This is a genomic window from Flavobacterium ustbae (genome assembly GCF_003946915.1).
Classification (GTDB): domain Bacteria; phylum Bacteroidota; class Bacteroidia; order Flavobacteriales; family Flavobacteriaceae; genus Flavobacterium; species Flavobacterium ustbae.
Genome location: NZ_RPOC01000004.1, coordinates 272,008 through 291,026, shown reverse-complemented (window position 1 = coordinate 291,026; position 19,019 = coordinate 272,008). Strand labels below are relative to the sequence as shown.

The following is a 19,019-nucleotide window of genomic DNA, read 5'->3' as shown; positions in this document are numbered from 1 at the left end:
TCGGCGCAAATATATAGTTTAAATGAATTAAACAAGGGATTTAATAGAGAAACTTATTGCTATACAGTGATTTATATTAAAAATACAACATTTTAACAAAACATGCCATTAAACAAATCATAAAAAAAAGAGAGTATCAATTTTTTGATACTCTCTTGTACTGATAACTAGTAATTTAGCATTATCTTCTTCCACGTCCGTGATCGTGGTCGTCATGATCGTCACGATCGTGTTTTCCGTGGTGTTTATCATGTTTGTCATAATGTCTGTGGTCTTTACGATCATAATGACGGCGCTCGCTGTAACCATAAACAGGTCTTGGTTTGTAAGGTCTTTGCGGAGCTCCATGGTATCCTTTATAATATTTCACTTTATGGCGGTTAAAGTAAGTATACGGAGTTCTACCATGATAATCTGTCAATACTACTTTATAACCTCCATACAAATCATAGTTTCTATATTGTCTCGGCAAGTAAGTTGTTCTTACCCATTTTCCTCTTCCATAATAGATAAATTGAGCGGCACGAACATCATAATAAGCTTCAATATCTGGAAGATAATAATATTCCATTTGACTATATCCAACTGGTCCCCAAGCGGGTGGAGATCCTATATTTACGTTTACCGATACTTGGGCTTGCGTGGCGTTTGCAACCATTAGAAATAATCCGGCGATTGCTAATTTTATCGTTTTCATCTTTTTTTAATTTTATAAATGTTGATCTTGAATAGCGATATTCATATACTGTGCCAAAAAATTAAAGAAGATGTTTTTTGTCGGATAAAAACGCATTTCGACGAGTAAAAAAGTATTCTAAAAAGTAGTAGTTTATTGATTATAAATGTTTTGTTGTTTTATAAAACTTTCAAAAAAAAGAAATAAAATTATCTGTAATCCACAATTCTTGGCTTACCCAATTCAAAATTTTGCATTCTGTAATCGGTAGTTTCAAAAGTATTGGTTTTAAAAACATTATCTCCCTGCTGTGGAATACTCGGATAATAGGAAAGGGAAAGCTGAAATGAACTGAATACCAAATAGTCATTACTTACCAGCAAACCAATTGTTAATTTAGAATAGGGTTTGCTTTTGGTCATAGCAACTTCTGGGCTTCCTAAAACGGCAATAGAGTAATTAAAGAAAGGATTTAAACGAAATCCCCATAAAGCGTGAGGAGAATAGGTTTGGGTTTGAAGCGATAAAACAGCTTTACTGGTTCCGTAAACCGCGCTATTGAATCCAGCAATACCATTAATTTCATTTATATTTAGCTCATCTGTAATAATATGATCTCGATTAATACCAATTACAAATTTCGGATTAACGAATTGTCTTAATTTCCAATTTCCGATACTATACAATTTGGTAAAATAATTCGATTCTAATAGAAAAGCAGTCTGATAAGTTTTGGACTGATGGAAAAATGTTCCCGCTTCAAAATTCATGCTTAAGAATCCCAGACGATAATAGTTTCCAAAAGAGTATTGCGCGCCAATATACGGCCGCCAATAGGTGTTCTTGTATTGATAGCCAAAAGTAATTCCGTAAATTCTTCCTGTGGCAACGTCTTCAGTTTGTCCGTTTCTAAAAATGTAACTGTCTTGAATAAATTTTCGGGTGTTTAAACCGATTCCGCTTAACAGCAGTTTTTCATCTGAAAAAAAATGATCAGGATCATAAACTTCAGTCGGGGTTTCACTGAAGTTTTTATTCATAAATCTGCCCGATACAATGAGATTTGTAATAGCTTTATGGCGATCTTCAAAAACTTTAAAAGCGCGTCCTGCCCAAAGGTCTTGAGAAGTATATTTTACAGATTGTAAACCGTACGTAAGATCAGGAGCCTGTAGGGTATCTCTACGGAAAAATTCGTCTACATATACACCGCCAGCCCATTTAGTCAGGGGAGAGTAAAAATCTCTTTCAACATCTATACTTTTGATATAATTCTTATCTAAGTCTGTTTTATAATGAAGAATTGTTCCTATATAGGTGTTTTTTATATTGGGAACCGTATAAGTTACTTCATTGGCTGTTCTTCCGTCATCAAAACGATTTGCAAAACGATATTCTAACTGCTGTCCAGATCCAAAAAAATCTTTTTCTTTAACACCAATGGAAACTTGATTACTCGAAATAGAAAATCTTGGAATAGTACTCCAAGAATCTAAAACTCGAATGGTAACATCAACCGAATCTGAGGCCTGTCCAACAGTTTGATTTGAAATTCGAACCGCTGTAACATAACGTTGCGCACGTATCAAACGCTCAGATTCCAAAACTTTATAAGTGTTGTAAGGCGTGTTTCTCTTAAAAAGCAATAAATTATAAATGGCAATTTTTTTTGTTTTTAAATGAAGTCGGTTTCCCATTCGCTCACCCCAATTTTTAGGCATTTTTGTGGTGTCGGCAACAGAATGTCCAAAAGGATCTAGCGTAATAATATTTATATTTCTAATGATTTTTCCGTCGTAATTTGTTGAATCTATCTTAACTAGCAATTCTTCTTTTTTCTTCGATTTTTTAGATCTGAAAAATAATTTGTGCATGGTCTGCGTAAATTTATTTTTCTTAGAATAATTTCTAATTTTAGTATAAATCTCCGTCGTGTCTTTTTTTGTTTTAGGCTCTTTCTTATTTTGATCTACCTGTGCATATCCGCTTTGTAAACAAAAGCACAGCAAAATAAAAAATAGTATTTTTTTGTTTAAACACATTCGGTAGTTTTCTTCTGATATATTTATGTTTTATGAATGTAAGAAATTAATAAATGCTATGCTAGCATAATTTTTTTTTTAATTTTCTGCTGTAACTTTTCTTTTTCGCCAAGCAAATTTTCGCGGAACATGATTTCCCATGAGATAACCCCAAGCGGAGAGAGAATCAATTCGATCAAAAATAATTTTTAGGATAGCCAAAAGCGGTATGGCCAAAAACATTCCAGCAATTCCAGCAGCGGCGCCTCCAACAATAATTCCCATAATGGAAACAAAAGCATTTATTTCTACTTTAGAATTAATAATTAAAGGCACAAGCAGGTTATTATCAATAAACTGAACAATAATATTTACAATCAGGATTCCCGTAATTACCGAAATTTCTCCCGATCCTGTCAAAGACGCTAGAACCGTAATAATTCCTGCAATTGTAATTCCGATGTACGGAATAAGGTTTAAAATCCCTGTGATTAATCCGAGAAGAATGAAATATTTAATGCCAATAATCCATAGACCCAAACTGGTTAAAACCGAAACTACAATCATTTCGATAATTAAACTAACAATATAATTATTGATCGAAACTTTGATCTGTCCTAAAATATCCTGCAAAACATCATGATTTTCTTTCTTGATTAATTTCGCGAAAAACAGTTTAAAATGTTCTTTATAAATTAGAAATAGAAAAGTATAAATTATCATAATTGTGCTGTCTAAAAGAACATCACTTACAGAAATTATAAACGATCCTAATTTTGCCTGACCCGTTTTAACAGAGTCTTGAGTTACAGAATCCAAGTATTTTTTTTGTTCGCCTATGCTGACCTGAAAATTTTCTCTTATAAATTTATGAATTTCAAGGATAAAAGAATTGGCGTTTTTCTTTATCGTATCAAAATCATTTGCCATGTAAGTGACTTGATAGGAGATAAAAACCAAAATTCCTGCTATAACAGAAATAAAAAGGATCATACAAATTAATGCAGCAAGATGCCTCGGCAGCTTAATTTTTGTATTTAAAAATGTAAAAATTGGAAGCAATAAAACGGCAAATAGAAATGCCATTAAAATTGGAGTAAGAATATTTTTTCCTATGCAAAAAATAAATGCAAAAGAAATTAAGATAACGAGAATAAAGGCAAATTTTGCATAAAAGGGTAGTGTTATAGACCGGTTCATTTTGATTTTTATTTAGCTGAATTTATAAAACAAATATTACACATTATTTATCTTTTTATGTTCTAGCTTTTTTTCTGGCCGTTATAAAATTCCCATTATGTTTTAGTCAAAAAACTCGCGTTCTTCATACTTTGCAGGAATAATCGAAATTCCTTTTTGCAGCAGTAAATTATTAGGAAAAACAATCTTTTCTCCTTCTTTAGTTTTTAAGCTTACATGAAAAGTATTAATATCTTCAATTTCGGCCTCAATAGGAAAATCTTTATCGTGTATTTTAATTGTATCTCCAATTCGAAAAGGAAAAGAAAAGAATAAAACCATTCCAGAAGTAATATTGCTCAAAATAGACCATTGAGCAAACATGGCAACGCCAATAACCGTTGCAATCGAAGAAATAGTAATAAAAATATCTTCTGTTTGAACCCCCCATATTATAATTAAACTTGTAACTACAAGAATGTTCATCAAAATATTGATATACTTAATAATCAAATTAGTGCGATGTTCAAACAATTGGCTTGTATAAGCAAAACGTCTTATTAATTTGGCGATTATCATACGCAGCACAATTAAAACACCAATAAGAACGATTGTAGCAATTATTTCGCGACTATACTCTTTAAAAGAAAACATAATTAAATTTTTACACTAATGTAGTCAAAAAATTATAAACTTTGGCCGTCGGAAGTCCCATAACATTAGTATATGAGCCTTCTACTTTTGCAACTGCCATAAAACCAAACCATTCCTGAATGCCATAAGCACCAGCTTTATCGTATGGTTTATAATTTTCAATATAATATTGAATGGCTTCATCTGATAAATCGTTGAAAGTTACTTTGGTAACATCATTAATTAGAGTAGAAGAGGAGTTGGTTTTAAAGCAAACCGATGTAAAAACTTCGTGAGTAGTATTCGACATTGATTTGATCATTGCAAAGGCTTCTTCAGCATTTTTGGGTTTTCCCAAAGCTTTATTCTGATGCCAAACGATGGTATCGCTTGTAACCAGAATTTCATTTTCTTCCAATTCACCTTCAAACGCATTTGCTTTTAATTCAGCAAGATAATCGGTGATTTCTGCCTCTTTTAATTCAGGTGGAAAAATTTCTTCAACGTCTTTTAAACGAATTTCAAAATCAAGATCCAAATCCTTAAAGAATTGCTGTCTCCGCGGAGAACCCGAAGCTAAAATGATTTTATATTTTTTTAGTTTTTCTTTAAGCATTGTATTTGATATTTAAGGCAATAACCAAGATTGATAAAATTCCGAAGAATAAAATGAGTTTTAAAATACCACTTAAATGATGGAAGTCTTTTTGAGATTTGGCACTAAATATTTTTACAATAAAATATAGCAAAGGCGCTAAAACTGTTGCAAAAGCATAAAGTACAGCAATGTAAAGCTTGTTTTGCATAAAATAAGTATTGCAATAAAGCCCACACATAATAAAGGTAACGATGGCAAAACCCAAAGCAATTTTTGCAGCTCTGCTAACGCCAATTGCAACAGGTAGAGTATTCAATCCCATGTTATAATCTCCATTGACATCTTCAATATCTTTTACAATTTCGCGAATAAAATTAATCATAAAAGCAAATAGCGCATAATCTGTCAGAATAGAAAAGAGGCTTGCCATTTGAGCTTGATTTTCGCCCGTTGTAGCAGGAAAAAGATCAAAAACACCAATGATTAATACGCTTACCGCTAAAAGCAGTGCGACTACAAAATTGCCTAAGATCATAATTTGTTTTAATGTCGTGGCGTAAAAATAAAGCAGCGACGCTATTAAAATAAAAAGCGACGCAAAAGTCGGTCTCATGATAATATTAGACAAAATAAAACCAAGCGCAACACCAGAAATATTTAATCCGATATAAATATTGTAAGCCGCAGTTTCTGAAATTCCTTTTCCAACTACAACATCGTTTGGTTTATTAATACTGTCGGTTCCTACATCGTAAATATTATTGATTACATAACCTGCTGCAGCCAGTAAAACAGTGCTTAAAATCAATAATCCGTATTGCCAGTCAGCCAATGCCAGTGGCACGTCCTGCTGTTTTAAAAAAGCATAACGAAAAAGCAGCTGCATAAAAGCAAGCATTAGTAAATTTTTATATCGAATTAGTTTTAGGTATTTCATTTTTTTTGAGGTGCAAAGGTGCTGAGGGGCAGAGGTTCAAAGTTTTTTTAAATCTAAAATCTAAAATCAGAAATCTAAAAATTTTTTAATCGTATTTGGCGTCAAAATACTCCATCCATTTTCCTTGCACCTTCATTACTTGTTCGATCACATCTCTTGCAGCGCCACGCCCTCCTTTTACATGAGAAATGTATCGGCAGATGTTTTTAATTTCTGGACTTGCATCTTGTGGGCAAGTTGGAAGACCAACTAACTTCATTACATGAAAATCTGGAATATCATCTCCCATATACAATACATTTTCATGTTTGATATTGTGCGCATCCATGTATTCTTTCAATGTTTTTACTTTATCAGGAGTTCCTAAGTAAACATCTTTAACCCCAAGATTATTAAGACGAATACGAACGCCTTCATTACTTCCGCCAGAAATAATACAAACGTTGTAACCGCTTTCAATTGCTGCTTTTAGAGCGTAACCGTCGCGAATATTCATTGTTCTTAACATTTCGCCTTCATTGGTTACAAAAACAGAACTGTCTGTAAGTACGCCGTCTACATCAAAAACAAATGTTGAGATGTCATTCATTATTTCTTTATAACTTTTTGCCATTATGCTGTATAGATTGTGTTAGGATTTTATAGATATTTTTTTTGTTTTCGTTTTGTAAAAAGGCAACATGTGCATCGATTGTATTTGAATCATGGCGTATGGCTGGGCCAGTTTGCGCGTCGATCGGATCGAGTGTATTTATTTTATCAGCTGTTTCCTGAATTAAAGGCCTTAAAACAGCAAATGGAACTTGATTGTCTTCACAGATTTCTTGTCCCATTTGGTACAAATGATTCGTAAAATTACTCACAAAAACAGCAGCCACATGAAGCGCTTTTCGCTGTTCTGAACTTATAGGATAAACAGCAGTAGAAATACTTTTTGCAGTGGTTTCCAAAAGCTTAAAATCGGCTGTATTTTCTGCTTCTAGACAGAACGGAACAATAGTATAATCTAATGCTTTATTCTTAGAAAAAGTCTGCAACGGATAAAATACGCCTCGTCTGTTTTTAGGATTTAAAAGTTCTATAGAAGATGTTCCAGAAGTATGCACCACAAGCTGATTGTTGAAAGCGAGCTGTTCTGAAACTTCTGTAATGGCATTGTCTGAAACGGAGATAATATGCAAATCGGCCGGTTCTAATTTCGTAAGATCAGCTACAATCTTTTCAGAATCAATTAAATGAAGTAAAGCTTCTCGCTTTCGCGAAAAAACCTGTTTAATTTCAACAATTTTGCTGGCAGAAAAAGCCTTTATCAAATGCTGTGCAACGTTGCCGGAACCGATTATTGTTATCTGAATCATGAAAGCAAAATTAGTATTATTTTTTTAATGCAATAGTCAATTGCTTATTGATAATGCTTTTTGGAGGATTTTATTGTCTTCTACTTTTTGTTAGGATTCTAACACTTTTACCTTAAAAGCTGTAATAAGAAAAAAACGCAATTATTTTGTAGGTTTAAACTTTCTATATTATCAATTTGTTTAAAAAATAGTCTTTATTTTTGGTTTTTATTAACAAAAGCCAAAGCCTGCTAATCAACATTTTTAAGTACTTTTGTCGCACTTTTATACAATGTAATTCCTAAGAAATGGATAAAAAAATATTCTCTTTTTTGTTTTCTACACGATTAATGGCCGTTCTTTTTTTAACATTTGCAATTGCCATGGGCGTTGGAACTTTTATCGAAAGTAAGTACAACACTGATACAGCCAGAATACTAATTTACAATACTTGGTGGTTTGAGGCAATTATGGCCATCTTTATGCTTAATTTCTTCGGAAATATCAAAAAATACCAACTTCATAAAAAAGAAAAATGGGCAACACTTTTGTTACACCTTTCTTTTATTTTTATCCTCTTAGGAGCTTTCATTACCCGTTATATTAGTTATGAAGGCATGATGCCTATTCGTGAAGGAGCGGCTGAAAATCAAGTTTACTCGGATAAAACATTTTTAACCATTTTTGCTGATGGGGAATATAAAGGAGAAATGAAAAGAAGGGTTTTTGAAAAAAGCTTGTTACTTTCTCCTGTTACCAATAATAATTTCAGTATTTCAGGAAAATTCGACCAGACCCCTTTTGAAGTTTCGTATTCCAATTACATCATGGGAGCGAAGGAAGTCGTTAAACCAGATCCAAACGGTGCTTTATATATTAAATTAGTCGAAGCCGGAGCTGGCGGAAGAGAAGAACATTATCTAAAAGAAGGTGAAGTTCAAAATATTCACAACGTTTTGTTTGCTTTAAACAAGCAGACAGACGGTGCTATTAATATCAATACAACTGGTAAAGAATATACAATTCAAACTCCTTTTGAAGGCGAGTTTATGCGAATGGCCGATCAGTTTAAAGGTAAAGTTACCAAAGATACTGTACAGCCTTTAATGATGCGTTCTTTATACAGCATTGGTGATATTAGAATCGTATTTCCAGAGCCTCCATTGAAAGGAAAGGTAGACTATGAATCGAATAATGATTTTAAAGCAAAATCTCATACAGATGCTTTAATCGTAAAAGTAAAAGCAGAAGGGCAGGAGAAAGAAGTGATGCTTTTAGGTTCTAAAGGACAAGTTGGAGAAGCTAAAACGGTCAAAATTGGTAATATCGAATATTCTTTATTCTTCGGAAGTAAAGCTTATGTTTTACCATTTAAAGTTCGTTTAAATGACTTTATAGCAGATAAATATCCTGGAACAGAAAAAAGCTATTCTGCTTTTAAAAGTAAAGTAACTGTTCAGGATTCTACAGAAACTTTCGATGCTGATATTTTTATGAATCATGTTTTAGATTATAAAGGATACCGTTTTTTCCAGTCTTCATTTGATCCAGACGAAAAAGGAACTGTTTTATCGGTAAACCATGATTTTTGGGGAACAAATATTACTTATTTAGGTTATTTTCTATTATATATTGGTCTTATGGCTATTATGTTTACGAAACATTCTCGTTTTGGAGATTTAAAAAAGAAATTAGAAAATATTCAAAAGAAAAAAGAAAAACTAATTACCATTTTGGTTTTATTAATTGGTTTGAATGGTTTTGCACAGCAAACGCCTCATGTACATTCTCATGATCATGAACACGATCACGCGCATGCTACAGATCCTAATGATCATGCCAATCATGTTACAGCTCCACCAAGTAAAAAACAAATAGATTCTTTACTGACTATTTATAAAGCACCAGAAGCGCACGCGTCAAAATTCGGGCGTTTGATTATTCAAGATGCTGGAGGAAGAATGAAGCCGATCAATACATTCTCATCTGAGTTACTTCGCAAAGTGAGTCACAATGATAAGTACAACGGAATGAATTCTGATCAGGTATTTTTGTCTATGACGCAATATGCACAGGTTTGGATTCAGGTTCCTGTGATTTATATCAATACTAAAAATGATAGTATTCGAAAAATTATAGGAATTGATTCTAAAGATAAATATGCTCCGTTTGTAAAGTTTTTTGATGAAATGGGGAATTACAAATTATCTCCTTATTTAGATGCTGCTTACAAAGCTGCAAATCCAAACAGTTTTGAAAAAGATTTTATCGAAACAGATAAAAAGGTAAACTTAATGGAATCTGCATTAAGCGGAAGCATTTTGAAAATCTTCCCAATTCCAAATGATCCAAATCACAAATGGGTTTCTTACTTAGAGCGTGAAGGCGCTGGTTTTAAAGGAATGGATTCTACGTATGTAAAACAAATTCTTCCATTATATTTTAGCGCTTTAAATAATGGTTCGATCCAGAAAAACTTTGATACTGCTGATAATTTAGTTGAAAGCATAAATGGTTTTCAAAAGAAATTTGGAGCTAAAGTAAGACCAAGTGAGCAAAAAATCGATGCAGAGATTGCTTATAATAAATATGATGTTTTTCAAAAATTACCTTATTGGTATATTACGGCATCTATTTTTATGCTAATGTTTACCATTATCAACATCTTTTTTGAGAAAAAATGGATTCGTTTTACGGTTAATGGTTTCCATATAATTATAGGTTTGTTATTTGCAATTCATACCTTAGGATTAATTGCACGCTGGTATATTTCTGGTCACGCACCTTGGAGTAACGCGTACGAATCGATTGTATATGTTGCCTGGTCAACCATGTTCTTTGGATTGGCTTTTGACAGAAAATCTAAATTGACTGTTGCTTCGTCTGCATTCGTTACTGCAATGATTTTAATGGCGGCATATTTGAACTGGATTGATCCAGAAATTGCAAACTTACAGCCAGTTCTTAATTCTTATTGGTTAATGATTCACGTTGCTGTAATTGTTGGAAGTTATGGGCCAACCGCTTTAGGAATGATTTTAGGTTTTGTTGCTTTATTATTGATTTTATTTACGAATGATAAAAACAAAGCAAAAATGGACGTGCACATTAAAGAGATAAGTTACATCAATGAAATGGCAGTTACAATTGGTCTTATCATGCTTACTATTGGAAACTTCCTTGGAGGACAGTGGGCAAACGAAAGTTGGGGACGTTACTGGGGTTGGGATCCTAAAGAAACTTGGGCTTTAATCTCGATTATGGTTTATGCTTTTGTAATTCACGCTCGTTTTGTTCCTGCTTTAAGAGGAAAATGGTTCTTCAACTTAATGACCATGTATGCTTTTGTTTCGATTTTGTTTACTTATTATGGAGTAAATTTCCACTTAGTAGGTTTACACTCTTATGCAAGCGGTGAAGCGCATTCATTAAGCTGGATTTATTATTGTTTGGTTACTATTACAATAATTGGAGCTATAACGTATCCAAAATATCGAAAATACTATAAAACCAAAAAGGTTAAAAAATAGAAAAATGGCTCAGTATATTCTGAGCCATTTTTTTATATTATTTTGACTCCTGAAGCTAGCAAAACAAGAAAAATGAAAATGAAAAACAAAGTGAGAAATATCAAATGGCTTAGAATCGAAAGTAGGAAGACCTTAAGTTTGCTTATTTTGTTGAAAAACTGAAGGTTTGTCCAAAATATCAAAACCAATCCTAATACATATACAAAATTTAAAACGGTATTAATTTTCGGAGTTCCGTTATAATAATAAAGAAACGGAAAGGCTAATATTTGTACGAGTAATCTTTGAGAAGCTTTAAAAGTATTTAGCACAAAGTATTCTATAAAATTATGCCCCTGTTTTCTAAAACAGACATAAGTCCCAATGGTGTAAATTGGAATTGTAATAATGGTAAACCAAGAAAAATGGTCAGTTGTCCATTTTTTAAAATCAGAAATATCTACTTCTGGATTTTGATCTGCACTTTGAAAAATATTAATATCAAAATAATGATACAAAAAAGCATAAAGAGAAGCTGTAACCACGACTAAAGACAGTGGTTTGAAATGTTTTACTCTTTTTCCTTCAATAAATTCTCGAACGCTATGTCCTGGCCTTGAAAATAGTTCTCGGAAAGAATATATAATTCCTTTGTCAAAATGAAGTAGGCTATGTTGTATATCATGCCATAAATAAGCTACCGTAATTGGGTGCGTTTCTGCAGTCTGACCGCAGTTATTACAAAATTTTCCAGTAAATGTAGTATTACAGTTTTTACAAATTGTTACCATCAATGTTATGAATTTATTTTTTTAGAAAAACCAGAAGGATACATAATAGCCAGTAGAACACAAATTAGCAGAAAATTATATTCACAGCCATTTCTTCCTCCGCCTACAACAAACCATCCTTCTTGAAAATGAACCATTACAATTCCCATTATTAAAATAAAAATCGTTACAAATCCGGCTAGCTTAATGTATTTGTTAAGCAATAAAAGAATAGCTGCTATAATATGCGAGATTTTAATTAGCCAGGCTAAATAAAGTCCGAAAGGAGCAAATCCGACTTGATTGAGGTAGAGATTGCCAAAATCATTTATGCCATTATTAAAAATTCCGAAAACAGAATGCGTAAGCAGAATAATGGCTACAGCGATTCTTAAAAGTAAATTTCCATTCATAATAATTCTTTTACGATAAATTAGCCACTCGAAAATAATAAAAAAACGCATATCAAATAAATTAATATGCGTTCTTAGTAATTTTAAAGTATTGATATTTAGACTTTTCCTAAAGTGTAAAGTTGTTCCATTGTAGGAGTAGGACTTCCGCCTGCTGGCTCAAGCGTAATACCAAAAGCTTCTGCAGAATCGGTCTGGCTTACTGCAAAGATTTTCTGAGTATTTTCTTCAAAATTATCCAACAAACCAATACTTGTTGGAGTAAGTACAGGACTCAATTTTAAAGACCAAACCTGATACACCATTCCTTTTGGTGGAGTCGGTAAACCCGCAGCATCAATATATGTTGTTTTTGTCTGCTGATTCCAATAAACTTTTGCAAAAGATGTTGGAGATACAGCCTGACCTCCAAGAGTTACACCTGTATTTTTAATATCTCTCACAATATTCAAACTTCTCTGGATTTCTTTATTCTGCTGTCCTAAATAAGCAAAATCTCTTTCGATTTTATTCTTTTCAGTTCCAACAGTAGAAATCGCTTCTCTGGTTTTGGTCAATTCTAAAGTTTGGTAGCCTAAACCTAAAAGCAATAACACAGCCGCTGCCCAGCCCACATATTGTGCCCAGTTTGAAGCAGGCTTCATGTCGACTACTTTTCCATGCTTTAGTTCCAGACGTGCTTTAATCTTCTCAAAATTTTCCACAGAGTGAAAAGGAGAGAAGCTTGAAGAAAGAGCGATTATTGCCTTTTCGATCGAAATAATTTCCTGATCTACTTCAGGGACTTTTTTGGCCAGTTCGGCAATCTCTAGATTTTCTTTTTCACTTAATAGGCCATATACATACAGCTCTAAAATTCCTGATTCTATATATTCTTGTGCTTCCATTTATATCTTCAAATAATTGCGTAAATCGTTAATACAGTTTCTGTTTTGCGTTTTGATAGTCCCCAGTGGCATCGCCAATTCTTCTGAAGCTTCTTGCTGGGTATATCCTTTAAAGAATAATAAATTGATTATTTCGATACACTTTGGTTTTAGTTTTTTTACAAACTCCTGAATTCCTATTGCATCTAGTTTGTGGCTCAATTTATTGCTCTCGTCTAAGAGATTTACGAAATTATCTGATGAAAGGTTTTTTTGGCTATTGTTGTAGTCTTTAGAACGAAGTTTATCGATCGATGTATTTCGGGCGATATTAAGGATCCAAGTGTAAAACCGTCCTTTACTCTCATTATAAGAATCAATGTTTTTCCAGATTTTGACAAAAACATCTTGAAGCACATCTTCTGCTTCTTCGCGATTCTTGATTAGGACATGAATGACAGAAAATAAGCTCTTTGAGTACATATCGTACAAATGGGTAAAAGCTTTTTCGTCCTTTTTGTAAATTAAAACTAGCAGTTCTTCTTGACTCATAGATTTGGATTTTTAAGTTTGAAAAATAAATGTTAAGCCTTTATGTGCTAACCTGTTTATAAAGTTAATTTATTTTTGTTGATTTTTATAAATTTTTTAATAGTCCAAAACCTAAGAAAATAAAGGCTTCAGAAAAAAAGTGCAATTTTTTTTACTTTTTTTTAAACCAAAAACAATCCGATTACGTAAATGTATTTATAAGATCAGAGAAATCTTTGATGAAGTTAGAAAAATCTAAAAAAAGCTGTTGTTATAATATTATTAAGGACATATGGATAGCAAAATAATAGTCAGAATATTAATAGTTGGATTAACAACAGTTTTGACCTTGATCGTTTTTACTAAGAAAGATTTTCTGAAAGAGACTTTGTCAAATACTGATAATAGCGCAAAAGCAATTATTGTTAATTAAAAATAATAAGCATAATGATATTGAATAGTTGATGTACTCGGACTTCCAAATAGAAGATTTTTTAATATGTCTCTCGATTATTTTAGGAATTAAATTTACATCATACAAGCCATTAAAAAGATTTTTTGAAAGACGTTTGACATATTGGGGGAAAGAAATTTTCGAAAATAACCGAGTCATCAACTATAATTTATAAAAGATAGCATAATAATTAATTCATGGTTTGATTTGTTTGTATGGGGGGAAGCCTAACGTCTGATTAACGTTAGGCTTCATTTTTTTATTTAACTTTTGATTGGCAAAAATTAAGTTTGTTGAAAATGATTTTTACCTAATTTTATAAAAAATTAAAAGATGAAAAAAATACTTTTTATATTATTTGGAGCCGCTTTATTAAGCACTCAGACTAATGCTCAAACGAGTAAAACTAAATTATCTAAAACAGATAAAACCATGACAAAAGAAACCATTTATCAGTTTAAAGTAGAAGATTTATCAGGAGACACTTTTGATTTTGCTTCGCTAAAAGGGAAAAAAATTATGATTGTCAATACAGCATCAAAATGCGGACTGACTCCTCAATATAAAGATTTAGAAGCCGTTTATAAAGAATATAAAGATAAAGGTTTTGTAGTTGTAGGTTTTCCTGCAAACAATTTTGCTTCTCAAGAACCAGGAACTGCTAAAGAAATCGAAAGTTTTTGCCAGCAGAACTATGGCGTGACTTTCCCGATGATGAATAAAGTTTCTGTTAAAGGAAGCGATATGTGTGAGGTTTATAAATTCTTAACTGAAAAATCAAGAAACGGTTTACAAGATTCTGAAGTAGAATGGAATTTTCAAAAATACCTAATCAACGAAAAAGGCGAATTGGTAAAAGTAATTAAACCAAAAACTTTAGTTACAGAGCCAGAAGTAATCAACTGGATTAAAAGCTAAAACTAAAAAAAAGACTCAAATTTGAAATATTCAAATTTGAGTCTTTTTTTAAGCTCCAAAGTTACAAAGAAACAAAGGGGCAGAGTTTTTAAATACTTTGCGAACTTCGCGTAATTCATTGCGAACTTTGCGGTTAAACCAAAATCAGCTGCATAAAAACCAAATCCAGCCAATGGTCAAATTTGTAGCCCACTTCACGAATTGTTCCTGTAGCAACAAATCCGAATTTTTCATGGAAAGAAATGCTTCCTGCGTTGTCAGCGTCAATAGCACCAATCATAACGTGATAGCCTTGCTCTTTGGCTAAACGAATTAATTCTGTTAAAAGTTTAGAGCCAATTCCTTTTCCTACAATATTATCTACTACATAAACAGAATGTTCTACGGTATATTGATAGCCAATTTTTTCTCTAAATTGTCCGTAACTTCCAAAACCAACGACTTCGCCATCTAGTTCTGCCACAACCACTGGAAGATTTTTGGACATTTTATCTTCAAACCATTTAGTTTGAACTTCTAAAGTTTGAATTTCGTAGCTATAATTTGCTGTTGTATGTAAAATAGAGTGATTTACAATTTCTAGAATCCTTTGCAAATCGTTTGTTGTTGCGGGTCTTAAAATAATGCTCATTGGTAATTATTGCGGTTTATTTGGTGTTTAGTTCGGCTAATAAAGTATCTACTTCATTAGAATTCCAGTCCATTTCTTTGGCAATGGCTTTGGCATTTTTAGCATATTCCAAAGCTTTCTTTTTGTTTTTCAATTTATTGTAAAGTTTGGCTTCCAGCAAATTTCCGTCATAAGAATCATTTAACTCTAAAGAACGGTTTACCCAAGAAATAGCTTTTTTTAAGCTTTCTGTATCTGTGATATGTTTGAAATAGGTATTTCCAATATCCTTTAAAAAACTGGCGTCATTCCAAACCAATTTTTCGGTATCTTCAAGAGTAACTTTTTTGTAGAAATTCCATTTTTCAGTTCTTTCTGCTAATGTCAAATCGTATTTAAAAACCAAAGAATCAGTTTTTTGCAATCGGATAGATTTTGCGATTTCTCTTTGTTTATAATAGTTTACTGTGTCTAAATTATCAACTAGAGGACGAAGAAGTTCATTTACAATACTTTCAATTTTACGGTCAACACGATTTTGAGAAGCTACAGACGCAAATTCTTTCTGATGATTTAAAACATATTGAAATTCTCTAGACTTAATATCTGTGACTCCGTTAGCAATAACTCTCCAGTTTAATTCGCTAACCAATTGTTTATCAGACTGAGTATTGAGATAAATATGCGTTGGAATTGATAATTCTGTTCTATCTTTTCCTTTTTTTAAAGTATTTAGGTAGGTAAAGAATTTATCCGAATTGCTTGGGTCTGCTAGAAAATCTTTCTCTAATTGTGGCAATTGCATTTTCGGATTCAAAGCATTATTCAATTCATTTAGAAATTCAGCTTTTTTCATTTCGCCTTTTAAGGCATAAATCAGTGTTTCATTATTATCAATAAATAAAAAAGTCGGAAGCGATTTGGTGTTGAATTTATTCTTTAAAGCAATTCCTTCTTCTTTTTCAATGTTTTTATAAGTGCACACAAAATTTTTATTCAGAAAATCGATAATAGCGGGATCACTCAAAACTTCCGTTTTCATTAAATTACAATGCGGACACCAATTAGCATAAAGCATTATAAAAAGTGGTTTGCTTTCTTTTTTTGCATTTTCCAAAGCCGTTTTATACGGAACATCAACAGGAACAAATTGATTCTGAGAAATTATCGTTTGAAAAGTAACAGCAAAAAAAAGTAAAAATAAAAAACGCATATCAAGTCGGACTTTTTAGTAATTATTCGATTTTACAAATATATTCCCTTTTTTGGGAAACAGCCTTAATATATTCCTAATTATACTATAAATCAAATGCGAACTTTGTAACTTTGTAAGCAAGATAAAGCAAGATCAATTAGAAGATTTTCTTTAAAAAAAAGTAATACACGACCGTAATGATTTACCCCAAAATAGCGCTTGCACAAAGCATTATCGAAATTTTATCTGCCAAAGGCATCGTAAATATTATAATTTCTCCAGGATCTAGAAACGCACCGTTAACGATCGGATTTGCGCAAAATCCAAATTTTACTTGTTACAGTATAGCAGACGAGCGTTGTGCCGCTTTTTTTGCCTTGGGAATTGCACAGCAAACCAAACAGCCAACCGCAATTGTTTGTACATCAGGATCGGCTTTATTAAATTATTATCCCGCTGTGGCAGAAGCATTCTACAGCCAAATTCCATTGATTGTGATTTCTGCCGATCGTCCGCAGAGCAAAATTGATATCGGTGACGGACAAACCATTCGTCAAGAAAATGTTTTTTCTAATCACTCCGTTTTTAATGCCAATTTAACCGAAGAGACATCAGAAGAAAACGACTTAAAAATCAATTTGGCTATTGAAACGGCTATTCTTAAAAAAGGTCCAGTTCATATTAACGCTCCTTTTGAAGAGCCTTTATATGAAACTACAGAAGAACTTTCTGTACAACCAAAAATGACAGTTTTACAGCCTGAAAATTTATCAAAAAACATAGAAAATAGCGAAGAATTTGTTTCTATTTGGAATACAGCAAAGCGAAAATTAGTTTTGGTTGGGGTTAATGAAGCCAATAGTATTGATCAAGAAATTATTGAAAATTTAGCCTCAGATCCATCAGTTGTTGTGCTTACAGAAACGACTTCAAATCTTCATCACGAGAGTTTTATTAATTCAATTGATACTTTAATAACTCCATTTGATGATTTTGATTTCAAGCAATTTAATCCAGAAGTCTTAGTAACTTTTGGAGGAATGGTTGTTTCAAAAAGGATTAAAGGATTTTTAAGAAAATATAAACCAAAACATCATTGGCATATTGACACTTTACGTGCTTACGATACGTTTGATGCATTGACAAAACACTTTGAAATGCAACCGAATGATTTTTTTAAAGATCTGATTTCGCAAACATCTTTTGTAAAAAGCAATTATTTTAAAAACATCGATGCAGTTTACAAAACAAGGCTCGAAAGAAGAAAGCAATATTTAAGCAAAATTGAATTTTCTGACTTTAAGGTTTTTGAAAAAGTAATTGAATCTTTGCCTAAAAACAGCATGTTGCAAATTAGTAATAGTTCGGCCATTCGTTATGCACAGTTAGTTGATATTGATGCTTCTATTGAGGTTTTCTGTAATCGAGGAACAAGCGGAATCGACGGAAGCACTTCTACAGCAGTTGGAGCAGCGGTAGGAAATGATAAACAATCCGTTTTTGTTACTGGTGATATAAGTTTTTTATACGACAGCAACGCTTTATGGAATTCGTATATTCCTAAAAATTTCAAAATTGTTTTAGTTAATAATGGAGGCGGTGGAATCTTTAGAATTCTTCCTGGACATGAAGAAAAACCAGTTTTCAATACCTATTTTGAAACGTCTCATAAACTCACAGCCGAACATTTAGCAAAAATGTATGGATTAAATTATTTCGCAGTTCAAGATTTGCAATCTTTAGAAAATGGAATACAGTCTTTATATAAATCTAATGATGCTCCATCCATTTTAGAAGTTTTTACGCCAACATTGGAGAATGATATTATTCTAAAACAGTATTTTAAATATTTATTATAGAAATGAAAGAAATTTTTTGTTAAAATTATTGTTTTGTGCTTTGTTTAGCTATAAATTTGATGATAATATTCACCAATTAATTTATAGTTATGAGCAAAAGAGAAGATTTAATTAAAAAGTACACAGCAGATTTAAAAGAGAAATGCGGAATTACAGCCGATGCCGATTTATTGACAAAAGTTACAATCGCTTGCGGCCCATCAATTTATAATGATGATGCCTCTACAGTAGCTTCTTCGCAAGCATCAGAATTAAAAACCGTAAAAAATAACTTCTTAATCAAGAAATTAGGTTTAAAAGATAATCCAGATTTAGACAAAGGAATTGATGCCGTAATGGAAAAATATGGAAAATCTAACAAACACAAATATAGAGCAGTAGTATATTATTTACTTACGGTACACTTTAAAAAAGAAAGTGTTTTTAAATAATAAAATGTAGCATTCAAAATCCCTTTATGACACATATACATAAAGGGATTTTCTAATTTATAAGAATAAATGGAGTTTTGTT

At 32.2% G+C, this 19,019-nt stretch carries 18 protein-coding genes; 4 read left to right on the top strand and 14 right to left on the bottom strand.

The annotated features are described in order from the left end of the window. Positions 1-181 precede the first annotated feature (181 nt). The 8 genes from EG814_RS08580 to EG814_RS08545 all read right to left on the bottom strand — a co-directional run bounded on the left by EG814_RS08580 (position 182) and on the right by EG814_RS08545 (position 7,402). Positions 182-697, bottom strand: a complete 516-nt coding sequence (locus EG814_RS08580) for a hypothetical protein (protein ID WP_125720903.1) — start codon at positions 695-697, stop codon at positions 182-184. Between the two features lie 188 nt (positions 698-885). Next, positions 886-2,550 (bottom strand): hypothetical protein, encoded by a 1,665-nt coding sequence (locus tag EG814_RS08575; protein ID WP_317133043.1) that lies wholly within the window; start codon positions 2,548-2,550, stop codon positions 886-888. Between the two features lie 246 nt (positions 2,551-2,796). Then, entirely contained in the window at positions 2,797-3,897 is a 1,101-nt protein-coding gene (locus EG814_RS08570) for an AI-2E family transporter (RefSeq protein ID WP_125720898.1), read from the bottom strand. A gap of 102 nt (positions 3,898-3,999) precedes the next feature. Beyond that, positions 4,000-4,530, bottom strand: a complete 531-nt coding sequence (locus EG814_RS08565; RefSeq protein ID WP_125720896.1) for a mechanosensitive ion channel domain-containing protein — start codon at positions 4,528-4,530, stop codon at positions 4,000-4,002. 10 nt (positions 4,531-4,540) lie between these two features. Beyond that, entirely contained in the window at positions 4,541-5,125 is a 585-nt protein-coding gene (locus EG814_RS08560; protein ID WP_125720894.1) for a Maf-like protein, read from the bottom strand. Next, positions 5,118-6,044 (bottom strand): geranylgeranylglycerol-phosphate geranylgeranyltransferase, encoded by a 927-nt coding sequence (locus tag EG814_RS08555; RefSeq protein ID WP_125720892.1) that lies wholly within the window; start codon positions 6,042-6,044, stop codon positions 5,118-5,120. The genes EG814_RS08560 and EG814_RS08555 overlap by 8 nt, the downstream gene beginning before the upstream one ends. 85 nt (positions 6,045-6,129) lie before the next feature. After that, on the bottom strand, positions 6,130-6,657 hold the full coding sequence (locus EG814_RS08550) for a KdsC family phosphatase (protein ID WP_125720890.1): 528 nt from the start codon (positions 6,655-6,657) through the stop codon (positions 6,130-6,132). Then, entirely contained in the window at positions 6,641-7,402 is a 762-nt protein-coding gene (locus EG814_RS08545) for a Rossmann-like and DUF2520 domain-containing protein (protein ID WP_125720887.1), read from the bottom strand. The genes EG814_RS08550 and EG814_RS08545 overlap by 17 nt, the downstream gene beginning before the upstream one ends. Positions 7,403-7,689: 287 nt before the next feature. Here EG814_RS08545 and ccsA point away from each other — a divergent pair, with 287 nt between their 5' ends. Further along, complete coding sequence (gene ccsA, locus EG814_RS08540; protein ID WP_125720885.1) at positions 7,690-10,911, top strand: cytochrome c biogenesis protein; 3,222 nt, start codon at positions 7,690-7,692, stop codon at positions 10,909-10,911. A 32-nt stretch (positions 10,912-10,943) separates the two neighbouring features. Here the strand turns inward: ccsA and EG814_RS08535 are convergent, their stop codons facing one another. The 4 genes from EG814_RS08535 to EG814_RS08520 form a co-directional block, all read right to left on the bottom strand. Next, on the bottom strand, positions 10,944-11,681 hold the full coding sequence (locus EG814_RS08535) for a DUF3667 domain-containing protein (protein ID WP_125720883.1): 738 nt from the start codon (positions 11,679-11,681) through the stop codon (positions 10,944-10,946). A 5-nt stretch (positions 11,682-11,686) separates the two neighbouring features. Then, positions 11,687-12,073, bottom strand: a complete 387-nt coding sequence (locus EG814_RS08530) for a DoxX family protein (RefSeq protein WP_125720881.1) — start codon at positions 12,071-12,073, stop codon at positions 11,687-11,689. A gap of 98 nt (positions 12,074-12,171) precedes the next feature. Further along, positions 12,172-12,960 (bottom strand): anti-sigma factor, encoded by a 789-nt coding sequence (locus EG814_RS08525; protein WP_125720879.1) that lies wholly within the window; start codon positions 12,958-12,960, stop codon positions 12,172-12,174. Further along, complete coding sequence (locus tag EG814_RS08520) at positions 12,961-13,491, bottom strand: RNA polymerase sigma factor (RefSeq protein ID WP_125720877.1); 531 nt, start codon at positions 13,489-13,491, stop codon at positions 12,961-12,963. Between the two features lie 766 nt (positions 13,492-14,257). On the opposite strand from EG814_RS08520, the gene EG814_RS08515 reads away from it, so the two are divergent. Then, positions 14,258-14,842 carry a glutathione peroxidase gene (locus EG814_RS08515; protein WP_125720876.1) on the top strand — a complete coding sequence of 195 codons (585 nt, stop codon included), beginning with the start codon at positions 14,258-14,260 and terminating at the stop codon, positions 14,840-14,842. Between the two features lie 133 nt (positions 14,843-14,975). Here the strand turns inward: EG814_RS08515 and EG814_RS08510 are convergent, their stop codons facing one another. After that, the gene (locus EG814_RS08510) at positions 14,976-15,473 is read right to left on the bottom strand and encodes a GNAT family N-acetyltransferase (protein ID WP_125720874.1); all 498 of its coding nucleotides are present in this window, start codon (positions 15,471-15,473) and stop codon (positions 14,976-14,978) included. Positions 15,474-15,489: 16 nt separating this feature from the next. Next, positions 15,490-16,665 carry a thioredoxin family protein gene (locus EG814_RS08505; RefSeq protein ID WP_125720872.1) on the bottom strand — a complete coding sequence of 392 codons (1,176 nt, stop codon included), beginning with the start codon at positions 16,663-16,665 and terminating at the stop codon, positions 15,490-15,492. A gap of 179 nt (positions 16,666-16,844) precedes the next feature. Here EG814_RS08505 and menD point away from each other — a divergent pair, with 179 nt between their 5' ends. Both menD and EG814_RS08495 read left to right on the top strand, forming a co-directional pair. After that, a complete protein-coding gene (gene menD / locus EG814_RS08500) occupies positions 16,845-18,506 on the top strand; it encodes a 2-succinyl-5-enolpyruvyl-6-hydroxy-3-cyclohexene-1-carboxylic-acid synthase (protein WP_125720870.1) in 1,662 nt (553 codons plus the stop codon). Positions 18,507-18,595: 89 nt separating this feature from the next. Next, a complete protein-coding gene (locus tag EG814_RS08495; RefSeq protein WP_125720868.1) occupies positions 18,596-18,937 on the top strand; it encodes a DUF2853 family protein in 342 nt (113 codons plus the stop codon). Positions 18,938-19,019: the final 82 nt, after the last annotated feature.

Excerpts from the sequence above, each read along its gene's own strand:
- EG814_RS08580 (WP_125720903.1), bottom strand. The coding sequence starts at position 697 with ATGAAAACGATAAAATTAGCAATCGCCGGATTATTTCTAATGGTTGCA.
- EG814_RS08575 (WP_317133043.1), bottom strand. The coding sequence starts at position 2,550 with ATGCACAAATTATTTTTCAGATCTAAAAAATCGAAGAAAAAAGAAGAA.
- EG814_RS08570 (WP_125720898.1), bottom strand. The coding sequence starts at position 3,897 with ATGAACCGGTCTATAACACTACCCTTTTATGCAAAATTTGCCTTTATT.
- EG814_RS08565 (WP_125720896.1), bottom strand. The coding sequence starts at position 4,530 with ATGTTTTCTTTTAAAGAGTATAGTCGCGAAATAATTGCTACAATCGTT.
- EG814_RS08560 (WP_125720894.1), bottom strand. The coding sequence starts at position 5,125 with ATGCTTAAAGAAAAACTAAAAAAATATAAAATCATTTTAGCTTCGGGT.
- EG814_RS08555 (WP_125720892.1), bottom strand. The coding sequence starts at position 6,044 with ATGAAATACCTAAAACTAATTCGATATAAAAATTTACTAATGCTTGCT.
- EG814_RS08550 (WP_125720890.1), bottom strand. The coding sequence starts at position 6,657 with ATGGCAAAAAGTTATAAAGAAATAATGAATGACATCTCAACATTTGTT.
- EG814_RS08545 (WP_125720887.1), bottom strand. The coding sequence starts at position 7,402 with ATGATTCAGATAACAATAATCGGTTCCGGCAACGTTGCACAGCATTTG.
- ccsA (WP_125720885.1), top strand. The coding sequence starts at position 7,690 with ATGGATAAAAAAATATTCTCTTTTTTGTTTTCTACACGATTAATGGCC.
- EG814_RS08535 (WP_125720883.1), bottom strand. The coding sequence starts at position 11,681 with ATGGTAACAATTTGTAAAAACTGTAATACTACATTTACTGGAAAATTT.
- EG814_RS08530 (WP_125720881.1), bottom strand. The coding sequence starts at position 12,073 with ATGAATGGAAATTTACTTTTAAGAATCGCTGTAGCCATTATTCTGCTT.
- EG814_RS08525 (WP_125720879.1), bottom strand. The coding sequence starts at position 12,960 with ATGGAAGCACAAGAATATATAGAATCAGGAATTTTAGAGCTGTATGTA.
- EG814_RS08520 (WP_125720877.1), bottom strand. The coding sequence starts at position 13,491 with ATGAGTCAAGAAGAACTGCTAGTTTTAATTTACAAAAAGGACGAAAAA.
- EG814_RS08515 (WP_125720876.1), top strand. The coding sequence starts at position 14,258 with ATGAAAAAAATACTTTTTATATTATTTGGAGCCGCTTTATTAAGCACT.
- EG814_RS08510 (WP_125720874.1), bottom strand. The coding sequence starts at position 15,473 with ATGAGCATTATTTTAAGACCCGCAACAACAAACGATTTGCAAAGGATT.
- EG814_RS08505 (WP_125720872.1), bottom strand. The coding sequence starts at position 16,665 with ATGCGTTTTTTATTTTTACTTTTTTTTGCTGTTACTTTTCAAACGATA.
- menD (WP_125720870.1), top strand. The coding sequence starts at position 16,845 with ATGATTTACCCCAAAATAGCGCTTGCACAAAGCATTATCGAAATTTTA.
- EG814_RS08495 (WP_125720868.1), top strand. The coding sequence starts at position 18,596 with ATGAGCAAAAGAGAAGATTTAATTAAAAAGTACACAGCAGATTTAAAA.